This is a genomic window from Mesorhizobium sp. M0768, assembly GCF_040320195.1.
GTDB lineage: Bacteria > Pseudomonadota > Alphaproteobacteria > Rhizobiales > Rhizobiaceae > Mesorhizobium.
Map to the genome: position 1 here is coordinate 116,267 of NZ_JAMYPD010000013.1, position 12,831 is coordinate 129,097.

Here is a 12,831-nt window from a genome sequence, read left to right on the forward strand (position 1 = left end):
GGAAAAGTGTCGGGCGCGGTTCTAGGCCACGTCCAGGCAGAGATATTTGAGATCGGTAAAGGCTTCGAGCCCGTGACGCGAGCCCTCCCGGCCGATGCCGGACTGCTTGACGCCGCCGAACGGGATCGGCGCGCCGGTGATCCTGACGCGATTGATGGCGACCATGCCATAGTCGAGCGCGCGGCCCATGCGCAATTGCCGGCCGCCGTTTTCAGTGACGACATAGGCGACCAGGCCGTACTCGGTGGCATTGGCGCGGGCGGCGACTTCCTCTTCGCTGTCGAAGGGCGTCACGGCCGCAACCGGACCGAAGGTCTCCTCGCGCATGATCAGGGCGTCGTCGTCAACATCGGCCAGCAGCGTCGGCTGGTAGAACAGCGGCCCGGCAGGATGGCGCTTGCCGCCGGTCAGGCAACGCGCGCCTTTGGCGAGCGCATCGGCCACCTGCTCCTCGACCTTCTTGACGGCGCGTTCGTGCATCAAGGGTCCGATTTCGGTGTCCTCAGCGAGGCCATTGCCGGTCCGCAATGCCTCGACGCGTTTGGCGAAAGCAGCGCAGAACCGATCGTAGAGCGGACGCTGGACATAGATGCGGTTGGCGGCGAGGCAGTCCTGGCCGGAGGTGGCAAATTTGGCGTCGACGGCTATTCTCACCGCCTTGTCGAGATCGGCGTCGGCAAAGACGATCAGCGGCGCATGCCCGCCAAGTTCCATCACCAGACGCTTCATCGTCGGCGCACTTTGCGCGGCAATCAGCCTGCCGATCTCGGTCGAGCCGGTGAAGCTCATGGCGCGAACGCGCGGGTCTTCGCACATCCGCCCGACGATGGTCGAAGCCCTGCCGGTGAGGACGTTGAACACGCCAGCCGGCAGGCCGGCACGTTCGCCAAGCTCGGCCAGCGCCAGTGCCGACAGCGGCGTTTCCGAGGAAGGATGCGCGACGATGGTGCAGCCGGCGGCAAGGGCGGCAGCCGCCTTGCGGGTCAGCATGGCCGCTGGAAAATTCCACGGCGTGACGACGCCGATGACACCGAGCGGTTCGCGTCGCACCACCATCTCGGCATTTGGCAAATGGCTGGTGACGCTTTCGGCGTTGAGACGTTTGGCCTCCTCGGCATACCACTCGACAAAAGAGGCTGCGTAGTCGATCTCGCCGCGCGATTCCTTCAGCGGCTTGCCTTGTTCGAGCGTCATCAGCAGGGCCAGGTCATTTTTGGCGGCGACGATCAGATCGAACCATTTTCGCAAGATTTTCGACCGTTCCTGCGGCAGCAATGCGCGCCAGGCAGGAAAGGCGCGCGATGCCGCATCGATCGCCAATGTCGTCTGCCGGGCATCGAGCGCGGCAACGAAAGCGACGGTGGATCCGGTGGCCGGATCGGTCACCTCGAAACTCTCCGCGGTCTCGCTCGCCGTCCAGTGGCCAGCGACATAGGCGAGTTCGCGCAGCAGCCGTCGGTCGGCGAGGCGGTCAAGTGCTTCATGGCGCTGCGAGCGGGCAAAATGTGCGGACATCATCGGGCTCCCGGTTCGGGTGATGCCGCAAGACTATCTCTGCCGCGCAAACAGAGAGGCTGTTTGCGTGCCTGCACGTAGAGAGATTGTCTCTATTGCACCGAGCGCGCAGACGATCTCTCCGGTATCAGGAAGATGCCGGCAACAGGTCCGCCACCGGCAGCACACTCTCCTCCTTCACCGTCTTGGTGACGATATAGGTGAAATAGCGGTCGATGCCGATCTCGCGTTCGAGCAGAGTGTCGACCAGCCGCTGATAGGCGTCGATGTCGCGCGCCATCACCTTCAGCAGGTAATCGACGCCGCCGCCGACAGACCAGCAGGCGACGATCTCGGGAATGTCGCGGATGACGCGCTCGAAACGGTCGAAATCGGCCTGGCGGTGGCTGGCAAGCGTCACCTCCATCAGCACGGTAGCGACCGGCGAGATGGCGCGCATGGCGATCCTGGCATGGTAGCCCGAGACGATGCCGGCCTTTTCCAGCTTGCGCAGCCGCATCCAGCACGGCGTCGGCGACAGGCCGACTTTTTCGGCCAGCGCCAGCTTGGTGATGCGCCCGTCGCGCTGGATGGCGTCGAGTATTTTCAGATCGATCGGATCGAGTTTCGCTGCAGCCATGATCGCCCACTTCCGGTGCCGGACACCATGACGGCGCATTATTTCGATTGTCAATTGCACTGATTTCGATCTCTAATAAGTCATGACATTTTGGCGACCAGATCCCGCTCTTATCCGGCGGCCGGCCTATCAATCGCTGGCCGACCAGTTCGCGCGCGCCATTCATGACGGGCGCCTGGCCAATGGCGCGCGCTTGCCGACGCACCGGCAACTGGCCGACGATCTGCAACTTTCCGTGCAGACGGTCAGCCGCGCCTACGAGGAGCTGATCCGCCGCGGGCTGGTTTCCGGCGAGGTCGGCCGCGGCAGCTTCGTGCAGACGCAGCGCCGCGAGCCGGAGCCGCCCTATCTGCCGGAGCGGCTGGGCGAGGTCATCGACCTCTCCATCCTGAAGCCGGTCTGCGAACCGATGCATCTGGAGCGGCTGAGGCAGGCACTGGGCTGGCTCGCCGAAAACCTGCCGTCGAGCTCGGCGCTGTCGTTCAGGCCGAACATGGTGTTCCCACGCCACCGTGCGGTGGGTGTCGAGTGGCTGCGGCTCTGCGGCCTCGACGCGTCGCCGCAGAACATCAGCCTGACCAACGGCGCCACCGCCGGTATGACGGTAGCGCTGATGAGCGTAGCGCCGCCCGGTTCGACCGTCGCCACCGAGGCGATCGGCCACCACACGCTGATCCCGCTGGCGCGTTATCTCGGCTTCAACCTCGAGGGTTTGCCGATCGACGACAATGGGCTGATCCCGGAAGTGCTCGACGAGGCCTGCCGGCTGTCCGACATCCGCGCCGTGTTCGTGCAGCCCTCGGTGATCAACCCGACGGCAACGCTGATGGATGCCGCCCGGCGCGAGCAGATCGCTGCGGTGGCGCGCAGGCACGACATCGCCATTATCGAAAACGACGTGCTCGGCCCGCTGGTCGAGGACCGTCCGCCGCCGGTCGCGGCGTTTGCCCCCGAGCGCACGCTCTACGTCACCTCCTTTACCAAGATCGTGGTGCCGGGCCTGCGCATCGGCTATCTCGCGGCGCCCGATCGTTATGTCGCCGCGGTCGCCAATCGCCATCTCGTCTCGAACTGGATGGCGACGCCATTGGTGGCCGAGATCGCCACCAAATGGGTGACCGACGGCACCGCGATGGAACTCGTGCGATGGCAGCGCCTGGCTTTGCGGCGGCGTCTGGACATAGCCGCCGAGGTGCTTGCCGGAGTGGATTATCGGGCTCATCGCGACGGGCTGCATGTCTGGCTGCGGCTGCCCGAGGATCGCGGCGAGGAAAGCTTTGTGTCCCAGGCGCGCCTGCAGGGCGTGGCGATTGCGCCCGGTACGTCGTTTCGCATTTCGCAGATGCCTTGGCATCCCGCCGTACGGATTTCGCTGGGCTCGACCACGGAGGGGGAACTGCGTGCCGGTCTCGGCGTTGTCACCAAGCTTCTGCTCGGCGATCCCGAGCATCTCCTGCTTGCCATCTAGGCAACAAATGGCGGGGAATTGTGCGGAGTTCGGAATATTGTCATGATATTATTTTCTTGATTGACATGATTTGCCGCGATCCGCATCGTTAAAGGCATAGCTTCTCCAGCACGGGAAATTCATTGTCGGCGCCCATCATCAAGATCGACGGCATTTCGAAAAGCTTCGGCACCTTCAAGGTGCTGGACGGCCTCTCGATGCAAGTCATGCCCGGCGAGAAGCTGGCACTGATCGGCCCGTCGGGTTCGGGCAAGACGACGATCCTGCGCATCCTGATGACGCTAGAGCGTATCGACAGCGGCCACATCCAAGTCGACGGCGAACAGCTGTACCACATGGAGCGCAACGGCCGGCTGCTGACGGCCGATGAACGGCATTTGGCAAAGATGCGCCAGAAGATCGGCATGGTCTTCCAACTGTTCAATCTGTTTCCGCACAAATGCGTCATCGACAATGTGACGCTGGCACCGATGCTGACCAAAGGCGTGCCGCGGGCCGCCGCCGAAAAGCGGGCGATGGAACTGCTCGACATGGTCGGCATGGTCGAGAAGGCCAAAGCGATGCCGGCGCAGCTTTCAGGCGGCCAGAAGCAGCGCGTCGCGATTGCGCGGGCGCTGGCGCTGTCGCCGAAAATCATGCTGTTCGACGAGGTCACCTCGGCGCTCGACCCTGAGCTCGTCGACGAGGTGCTCAACGTCATGCGCAAGCTCGCCGCCGAGACCGACATGACCATGCTGCTGGTCACCCACGAGATGGGTTTCGCCCATGACTTCGCCGACCGGGTGCTGTTCTTCGATCGCGGCAGAATAGTCGAGGAGGGCAAGCCCGACGAGATTTTCCGCCATCCCAAACAGGAGCGCACGCAAGGTTTCCTGAAGAAGATCATTGCGGCCGGACATCGGGTCTGACTGCCATGCGAGGCGGCAACGCCTCAAGCAAGCCAAGAAGACAGACAAACAAGGAGTTGGGAACAATGAAGAAATTTGCCATTTTGGCCGGCGTCGCCGGTATTGCGCTGACGGCGGTGCTGGCCGCCTCGACGGCCGGCTCGGCCGACGACAGCAAGCTCGAAGAGCTCAAGGCGCAAGGCTTTGCCCGCGTCGCCATCGCCAACGAGCCGCCCTATACGGCGGTCGCTGCCGACGGCAAGGTTTCGGGTGCGGCGCCTGACGTTGCCCGTGAAATCTTCAAACGCCTTGGCGTCAACGATATCGTCGCCTCGATCTCGGAATATGGCGCCATGATCCCCGGCTTGCAGGCCGGCCGTTTCGACGTCGTCACCGCCGGATTGTTCATGAAGCCGGAACGTTGTGCTGCGGTCGCCTATTCGGAACCGGTGCTGTGCGACGCCGAGGCGATGCTGGTGAAGAAGGGCAACCCGAAGGGCTTCAAGAGCTACGAGGACGTCGCGAAGGACGCGAGCGCCACGATCGGCGCGCCGGGTGGCGGCACTGAAGAGAAGCTGGCGCTCACCGCAGGTGTGCCGCGCGAGCGCGTCATCGTCGTGCCGGACGGCCAGAGCGGCCTGAAGATGCTGCAGGACGGCCGCATCGATGCTTATTCGCTGCCCGTGCTGTCGATCAACGACCTGGTCAAGAAAGCCAATGATCCGAACCTCGAAGTCATCGCGCCGGTGGTCGGTGCGCCGGTCTATTGCGACGGCGCGGCCTTCAAGAAGGGCGACGAAGCGCTGCGCGACGCCTATGATGTCGAGCTGGCGAAACTGAAGAAGTCCGGCGAGTTCGCCAAGATCATCGAGCCTTACGGCTTCTCGGCGGCGGCGGCAATGTCGACGAGCCGCGACAAGCTCTGCTCGGCGAAGTAAAAAGTGCCGCTCACCCTAGCTTCTCCCCGTCAAAAATGGGGAGAGGGGGGCGCCAACGCTGGAGCTTCACCTTTCTCCCCGTCCCTATAACGGGGAGAAGGTGCCGGCAGGCGGATGAGGGGCGGCGCCGGCGTTCTGTAATGATCACCAAGCGAGGAAACGCTTAGCCCTAATGACCCAATGGTCCGGCTATTTCGGCCTGATATTGCAAGGAGCGCTTGTCACCATCGAGCTGACGCTGATGGGGTCGGTGCTGGCCTTGATCATGGCTTTTCTCGCCGGGCTGGGGCGGCTGTCGCGGTTTTTCGTGCTGCGGGCGCTGGCCACCGCCTATATCGAGTTCTTCCGCGGCACCTCGATTTTTGTGCAGCTGTTCTGGGCCTATTTCGTGCTGCCCATTGCCGGCATTTCGCTGACGCCGCTGCAGGCCGGGGTGCTGGCGCTGGGCCTCAATGTCGGCGCCTATGCGGCGGAAGTGGTGCGTGGCGCCATCAAGTCTATCGGCCGCGAACAATATGAGGCCTGTACCGCCCTCAATCTCGGCCGCTGGCAAGCCATGCGCCATATCATCCTGCCGCAGGCGCTTCTGGTGATGCTGCCGACCTTCGGCAACAACGCCATTGAATTGCTCAAGGCCACCGCCGTCGTTTCGCTGATCTCGCTCGCCGACCTGACCTTCCAGGCACAGGTGGTGCGCTCGCAGACCGGCAATACTCTGGTGCCGTTCAGCACCATCCTCGTCATCTATTTCGTCCTGGCGCTGCTCATCTCCTGGGGCGTGCGGTCGCTGGAACGCCGCATGGCTCGTGGCCTCGACGGGGTGCGCGTATGATGGATCGGGCCTGATAATGGAATGGGATTGGGATTTTGTCCGGCAGATCCTGCCGACGCTGATCGAGGGGGTGAAGATCACCATCCTGGCGACGCTGCTCGGCTCGGTACTGGCGGCGATCGTCGGGCTGGGCATCGCGTTGGCGCGCCGGTCGCCGAACAGGGCTCTGTCGCGCACCGTCGGTTTCCTTGCCGAGTTCATCCGTGGCACACCGCTGTTGGTGCAGCTCTATTTCATCTTCTACGTGCTGCCGGATTTTGGCGTCCTGTTGCCGCCGCTGGTCGCGGGCGTCATCGGTCTCGGGCTGCATTACGGCACTTACACGGCCGAGGTCTACCGCGCCGGCATAGACAATGTGCCCCGCGGCCAGTGGGAAGCGGCCAAGGCCTGCAATCTAAACGCCACCCAGACCTGGACGCACATCATCATTCCGCAGGCAATTCCGCCGATGATCCCGGCGCTTGCCAATTATTTCATCGCCATGTTCAAAGAGACGCCGCTGCTGTCGGCGATCACCGTGCTCGAACTGATGAACCAGGCCAAGAGCGTCGCCAATACCTATTATCGGTATATCGAACCGATCACCTTGGTCGGCGCCTTCTTCCTCGCCATCAGCCTGTTCTCGGTGGTGCTGCTGCGCTGGCTGGAACACCGTTATGGGCGGATCGAACGATGATTGCTGCACCCGAAATCCGCCTGCATTCGGCCCGGCCGGCGCTCGACGCGCGTCCGCTGGAAAAGCGGGTAGGCCTGATCATCCTTGCCACCGACCACACGAGCGAACCGGATTTTCGCCGCATGGTGGCAAGCGATCGTATCGGCGTCTATGTCGCGCGTATTCCCTACGCCAACCCGACGACGCCGGAGAATTTGCGCAAGATGCAGCCGTCACTGACGGCGGGCGCAGCCCTGATCCTTCCTGACGAGCCGCTCGACGCGATCTGCTATTCCTGCACCTCAGCTTCCGTCGTGATCGGCGATGCCGAAATCGAGGCGGCGGTGCAGGCCGCCAAGCCCGGCGTGCCGGTGGTCACGCCGCCGATGGCCGGGGTGCGCGGCCTGAAGGCGCTGGGCGCCAGGACGATCAGCATCCTCACTCCCTATACGATCGAGACCAGCCGGCCGATGGCGGCCTTTTTCACCGAGCATGGCTTCGAGATCGCCAGCTTCACTTGCCTCGGCTTCGAGGATGATCGCGAGATGGCGCGGATTGCGCCGAAATCCTTGGTCGATCTGGCTCGCGAGGCGACGGCCGAACACTCGGACGCGCTGTTTGTCTCCTGCACGGCACTGCGGTCCGCGGCGGCAGTTGTCGGTATGGAAGAAGCCATCGGCCGTCCTGTCGTCACCAGCAATCAGGCGACGGCCTGGAATTGCCTGCGGCTTTGCGACGACGACGAGCCGCGCCCTGAATTCGGCCGTCTGATGACGCTGCCGCTGAACTGATTGCAGAGCCATGACCACGTCCAGGATAAGCCTGTCCGAAATCCACGCCGCGCGCGAGCGCATCGCAGGCAAGGTCGAGCGTACGCCGACCGTTCCTTCCCGGAGTCTTTCCCAGCACTTGGACGCTCCTGTTTATCTCAAGCTCGAACACCGGCAGACCACCGGCGCCTTCAAGCTGCGTGGTGCCTCGAACGCTATCGCTTCGCTGACAGCAGAGGAGAAGGCGCGCGGCGTCGTCGCGGCCTCGACCGGCAACCACGGCCGGGCACTTGCCTATGCTGCTCAATCGCAAGGCATCCACGCGACGATCTGCATGTCGCGGCTGGTGCCGCAGAACAAGCTCGACGAGATCCGCCGGCTCGGCGCCGGGATCCGCATCGTCGGCAACAGCCAGGACGATGCGCAGCGGGAGGTCGAACGGGCGGTCGCGGAAGAGGGGCTGATCATGCTGCCGCCCTTCGACCATCCTGCCATTGTCGCCGGGCAAGGCACGCTCGGGCTGGAGATCATCGAACAGGTTCCTGATGCCGCCCTTGTGCTGGTGCCGCTTTCTGGCGGTGGGCTGGCGGCTGGCGTTGCCGCTGCCGTCAAGGGCGTCAGCCCGGCGACAAAGGTGGTGGGCGTTTCAATGGCGCGCGGTGCGGCGATGAAGGCGAGCCTCGACGCCGGACATCCGGTTTTGGTCGAAGAACTGCCGACGCTGGCGGATTCACTCGGCGGCGGCATCGGCCTCGACAACCGGCTGACCTTCTCGATGTGCCGCGACCTGCTCGACGATGTGATCCTGCTCAGCGAGGACGAGATCGCCGCCGGCATCCGCCATGCCTATGAGCAGGAGCGCGAGATCGTCGAAGGCGCCGGCGCGGTCGGCATCGCGGCCGTGCTTGCCGGCAAGGTCAAAGCGAATGGCCCGACGGTGCTCGTGCTGTCCGGCCGCAACATCGATATGACACTGCACCGCAAGATCATCTGCGGCGAAGCAATTGCGGAGAGCGCAGCATGAGCCGGATGACGATCCTCACCGAAGCTGAATTGCGCAAGATCGTGGAGCTTGATCTCGATGCCGTTGCCTGCGTCGAGAACGCGTTTCGCGCGCTCGCCACCTTGCCGGTGGCGATGCCGCCAATCCTTCGGCTCGACATTCCCGAGCATCGCGGCGAGGTCGACGTCAAGACCGCCTATGTACCGGGCATCGACGGTTTTGCGATCAAGATCAGCCCCGGCTTTTTCGACAATCCGAAGCTCGGCTTGCCCAGCGTCAACGGCATGGTGGTGCTGCTGTCGGCGAAAACCGGTCTGGTCGAGGCGCTGCTGCTCGACAATGGCTATCTCACCGACATCCGCACGGCGGCGGCCGGCGCGGTTGCCGCCAAACATCTGTCGCGGCCGGGTTCCTCCGTTGCCGCGATCTTCGGCGCCGGTGTTCAGGCCGGACTGCAGCTCGAGGCGCTGATGCTGGTGCGGCCGATCACCAAAGCCCGCATCTGGGCAAGGGATGCCGCCAAGGCCGAAGCCGCGGCCGACGCATTGTCCGAAAGACTGGGCATCGCCGTTCACGCCGAGCCCGACGCGGCAAAGGCTGCGGCCGATGCCGACATCATCGTCACCACGACGCCGTCGACCGAGCCGCTGATCAAGGCCGGCTTCGTCTCCGCCGGCCAGCATATCACTGCCATGGGCTCGGATGCCGAGCACAAGAACGAGATCGCGCCGGCGATCCTGCGCATGGCCGATCTCTACGTCGCCGATAGCGCCAAACAGACGCGCCGGCTGGGCGAACTGCACCATGCTATCGCGGCGGGCGTGATGGCGTCCGATGCCGAAATCACCGAGCTTGGCCACATCATCGCCGGCGAAAGGCATGGCCGGCGCTCGGACAGCGACATCACCATTGCCGACCTGACCGGCACCGGCGTGCAGGACACGGCGATCGCCACGCTCGCCCGCGACCGTGCGCGTGCAGCCAAGACCGGTACGATTTTCGAAAGCTGATGCTGGCCGCAAGGCCCAACAAACGAGGACCAAGAACAATGCAGCCCAATTTGAAATTCTCGCGCGGCGAATATGCGGAGCGCCTCGCCAAGACGCGGAAGGCGATGGAGGCCAAGGGCGTCGATCTGCTCGTCGTCAGCGATCCGTCCAACATGGCGTGGCTGACCGGCTACGACGGCTGGTCGTTCTACGTGCACCAGGCTGTCATCGTGCCGCCGTCGGGTGAGCCGGTGTGGTACGGGCGCGGCCAGGACGCCAACGGCGCCAAGCGCACCGCCTATCTCGCGCACGACAACATCATCGGCTATGCCGACCACTATGTGCAGTCGACCGAGCGCCATCCGATGGATTTTCTGTCCAGCGTGCTCTCCGATCGCGGCTGGGGCAAGCTCAGCATCGGCGTCGAGATGGACAATTACTGGTTCTCGGCCGCTGCCTTCGCAGCGCTGCAGAAACACTTACCCTATGCCCGCTTCGTCGACGCCACGGCACTGGTCAACTGGCAGCGCGCGGTGAAGAGCCCGACCGAAATCGACTACATGCGCAAGGCCGCCCGCATCGTGGAAGCGATGCACCAGCGCATCGTCGACAAGATCGAGGTCGGCATGCGCAAATGCGACCTGGTCGCCGAGATCTACGATGCCGGCACGCGCGGCGTCGACGGCATCGGCGGCGACTATCCGGCGATCGTGCCGCTGCTGCCGTCGGGCGCCGACGCATCGGCGCCGCATCTGACCTGGGACGACCGGCCGATGAAATCGGGCGAGGGCACCTTCTTCGAGATCGCCGGCTGCTACAACCGCTACCATTGTCCGCTTTCCCGGACTGTGTTCCTTGGTAAACCGACGCAGGAATTCCTCGATGCCGAAAAGGCGACGCTGGAAGGCATGGAGGCGGGACTTGCCGCCGCCAAGCCCGGCAACACGTGCGAGGACATCGCCAACGCCTTCTTCGCGGTGCTGAAGCGGTACGGCATCGTCAAGGACAACCGCACCGGGTACCCGATCGGGCTTTCCTATCCGCCTGACTGGGGCGAGCGCACGATGAGCCTGCGTCCAGGCGACCGCACCGAGTTGAAGCCCGGTATGACCTTCCATTTCATGACCGGCTTGTGGCTTGAGACGATGGGGCTGGAAATCACCGAATCCATCCTGATCACCGAGACGGGCGTCGAGTGCCTGGCGAATGTGCCGCGCAAACTGGTGGTGAAGAATTGAGCCCGATGTCCAGCCTTCGCCCGTCACCGATCACGCCGACCGTCGATTTCGAGCGCGACGGCGTGCAGCACGGTTTCCTGCGCCTGCCTTACAGCCGCGACGATTCCGCCTGGGGATCGGTGATGATCCCGATCTGCGTCATCCGCAACGGCAAGGGGCCGAGCGCATTGCTCACCGGCGGCAATCATGGCGACGAGTACGAGGGGCCGCTGGCGCTCTATGACCTCGCCCGTACGCTCGACCCGAAGCAAGTCAGCGGCACGATCATCATCGTGCCGGCGATGAACTATCCGGCGTTCCGCGCCGGCACACGCACCTCGCCGATCGACAAGGGCAATCTCAACCGCAGCTTTCCCGGCCGGCCCGACGGCACGGTGACCGAGAAGATCGCCGATTATTTCCAGCGCGAGCTTCTGCCCCGTACAGACATCGCGCTCGACTTCCACTCCGGCGGCAAGACGCTCGACTTCGTGCCGTTCTGCGCCGCCCACATCCGGCCCGACAAGGTGCTGGAAGCGAAGGGTTTCGCCGCGGTTGAAGCCTTCTCCGCACCATGGTCGATGAAAATGCTGGAGATCGACGCGGTCGGTATGTTCGACACTGCCGCCGAAGAGATGGGCAAGCTGTTCATCACCACAGAGCTTGGCGGCGGCGGGACTTCGCGCGCGGAAACGGTGCGGATCGCGCGTCGCGGCGTGCTCAATGTGCTGCGCCATGCCGGCATTGTCGCCGGCGCGGTCGAGATGCAGCCGACCCGCTGGCTCGACATGCCGTCCGGCGATTGCTTCTCGTTCGCCGAGGACGACGGGATGATCGAAACGATGATCGATCTCGGCGAGGCGGTGGCAGAGAACCAGGTGCTGGCACGTATCCATTCTATAGGCCGCACCGGCGGCGCTCCGCGGGAGATCCGGGCCAAAATGTCCGGTCTGTTGGCGGCGCGGCATTTTCCGGGGCTGGTCAAGGCCGGCGACTGCGCTGCCGTGGTCGCCGTGCTGGTCGATTGACGGTTAGGAAGCCGATGTCGGGAACGGTTCGGTCCTGCCTTTGGGGCGATCGCCGATGGCAAAGACGGCGCTCGCCTCGCTGACGATCGAGACATGATCCTTGGCGGCTGTTCCGGCCGCCGCACTGTCGCCGCGCATGATTGCTGTCACGATGGCGTCATGCTCCTGCCATGACTGGGCCAGCCGGCCGGGCAGCATGAATTGCGCGCGCCGGAACGGCGCCAGCCGGCCGCGGGTCATGACGGTCAGTTCATAAATGTGCTTGCTGTGGGCGCCGCGATAGAGCCGGGTGTGGAATTCGGTGTTGAAAAGCTCATACTCTTCTTCAGCACCGAGCTGCACCAAGCGCGCCGAGGCCTGGTGCTCGGCCTCCAGCGTGCGGCGCTCACCAGCGGTCATGCGCTCGGCCGAGAACCGCGCGCAGATCGCTTCAAGCTCGGCCATGCTTTCGAACATCGAGGCGAGGTGCTCCTGCGTCACCACGGCGACGGTGGCGCCGCGGTTCGGCCGCCTTTCGACCAGCCCCATGGCGCTGAGCCGGCTGAGCGCTTCCCTGATCGGCGTGCGTGAGACGTCGAAGCGGGCGGCGAGCGAGGCCTCGTCGAGCTTTTCGCCCGGGCGCAGGAAACCGGTGACGATCCGGTCGCTGATCGCCCTCACCATCTGATCGACGGTCGTGCCCGACCTGATCAAATTGCGCTTTCCCGACACGTCTCCTCCGTCCAGTCTTTTCGCTAGAGCCGTAAGCCACTCACCGGCTTCGATTCCTCCGCACCTCTGTATGCCTATGTTTTAGCCTTCATGTCAAATTGGCGATTTTGGGGGCAAAAAGTGTATGCAATTGCTACGGCTTTGTGCAGTCCACATCGGCACACTCATTGATATTGCTGAATAAATCTCATTTCTGAAA

Annotated in this window: 13 protein-coding genes; 10 read left to right on the forward strand and 3 right to left on the reverse strand. The window is 63.9% G+C overall.

Going from position 1 to position 12,831, the window contains the following annotated elements; translation table 11 throughout:
• Window positions 1-21: 21 nt before the first annotated feature.
• Window positions 22-1,515 carry an NAD-dependent succinate-semialdehyde dehydrogenase gene (locus NKI08_RS18275; protein ID WP_352771264.1) on the reverse strand — a complete coding sequence of 498 codons (1,494 nt, stop codon included), beginning with the start codon at window positions 1,513-1,515 and terminating at the stop codon, window positions 22-24.
• Window positions 1,516-1,642: 127 nt separating this feature from the next.
• Window positions 1,643-2,134, reverse strand: a complete 492-nt coding sequence (locus NKI08_RS18280) for an Lrp/AsnC family transcriptional regulator (protein WP_352473224.1) — start codon at window positions 2,132-2,134, stop codon at window positions 1,643-1,645.
• 82 nt (window positions 2,135-2,216) lie between these two features.
• Between NKI08_RS18280 and ehuR the strand changes: the two genes are divergently transcribed.
• The 10 genes from ehuR (at window position 2,217) to doeB (ending at window position 11,921) form a co-directional block, all read left to right on the forward strand.
• A complete protein-coding gene (gene ehuR, locus NKI08_RS18285; protein ID WP_352771266.1) occupies window positions 2,217-3,602 on the forward strand; it encodes a MocR-like ectoine utilization transcription factor EhuR in 1,386 nt (461 codons plus the stop codon).
• A 122-nt stretch (window positions 3,603-3,724) separates the two neighbouring features.
• Window positions 3,725-4,510, forward strand: coding sequence for an ectoine/hydroxyectoine ABC transporter ATP-binding protein EhuA (gene ehuA / locus NKI08_RS18290; RefSeq protein ID WP_352683223.1), 786 nt, complete (start codon window positions 3,725-3,727; stop codon window positions 4,508-4,510).
• A gap of 65 nt (window positions 4,511-4,575) precedes the next feature.
• Window positions 4,576-5,427, forward strand: a complete 852-nt coding sequence (ehuB, locus tag NKI08_RS18295; RefSeq protein WP_023677200.1) for an ectoine/hydroxyectoine ABC transporter substrate-binding protein EhuB — start codon at window positions 4,576-4,578, stop codon at window positions 5,425-5,427.
• 172 nt (window positions 5,428-5,599) lie between these two features.
• Window positions 5,600-6,259, forward strand: coding sequence for an ectoine/hydroxyectoine ABC transporter permease subunit EhuC (gene ehuC, locus NKI08_RS18300; protein WP_352473226.1), 660 nt, complete (start codon window positions 5,600-5,602; stop codon window positions 6,257-6,259).
• 16 nt (window positions 6,260-6,275) lie between these two features.
• Window positions 6,276-6,935 (forward strand): ectoine/hydroxyectoine ABC transporter permease subunit EhuD, encoded by a 660-nt coding sequence (gene ehuD, locus NKI08_RS18305; protein ID WP_352467665.1) that lies wholly within the window; start codon window positions 6,276-6,278, stop codon window positions 6,933-6,935.
• Window positions 6,932-7,705, forward strand: a complete 774-nt coding sequence (gene eutA / locus NKI08_RS18310; protein ID WP_352771270.1) for an ectoine utilization protein EutA — start codon at window positions 6,932-6,934, stop codon at window positions 7,703-7,705. The genes ehuD and eutA overlap by 4 nt, the downstream gene beginning before the upstream one ends.
• A 10-nt stretch (window positions 7,706-7,715) precedes the next feature.
• Entirely contained in the window at window positions 7,716-8,708 is a 993-nt protein-coding gene (gene eutB / locus NKI08_RS18315; RefSeq protein ID WP_352771272.1) for a hydroxyectoine utilization dehydratase EutB, read from the forward strand.
• On the forward strand, window positions 8,705-9,697 hold the full coding sequence (locus tag NKI08_RS18320; RefSeq protein ID WP_352771274.1) for a cyclodeaminase: 993 nt from the start codon (window positions 8,705-8,707) through the stop codon (window positions 9,695-9,697). The genes eutB and NKI08_RS18320 overlap by 4 nt, the downstream gene beginning before the upstream one ends.
• Window positions 9,698-9,735: 38 nt before the next feature.
• Window positions 9,736-10,914: an ectoine hydrolase DoeA gene (doeA, locus tag NKI08_RS18325; RefSeq protein ID WP_352501332.1), complete on the forward strand. Its 1,179-nt coding sequence runs from the start codon at window positions 9,736-9,738 to the stop codon at window positions 10,912-10,914.
• 5 nt (window positions 10,915-10,919) lie between these two features.
• Window positions 10,920-11,921 carry a N(2)-acetyl-L-2,4-diaminobutanoate deacetylase DoeB gene (doeB, locus tag NKI08_RS18330; RefSeq protein WP_352501331.1) on the forward strand — a complete coding sequence of 334 codons (1,002 nt, stop codon included), beginning with the start codon at window positions 10,920-10,922 and terminating at the stop codon, window positions 11,919-11,921.
• A gap of 3 nt (window positions 11,922-11,924) precedes the next feature.
• On the opposite strand, the gene NKI08_RS18335 is transcribed toward doeB, so the two are convergent.
• Entirely contained in the window at window positions 11,925-12,584 is a 660-nt protein-coding gene (locus tag NKI08_RS18335; protein WP_352455454.1) for a GntR family transcriptional regulator, read from the reverse strand.
• Window positions 12,585-12,831 lie beyond the last annotated feature (247 nt).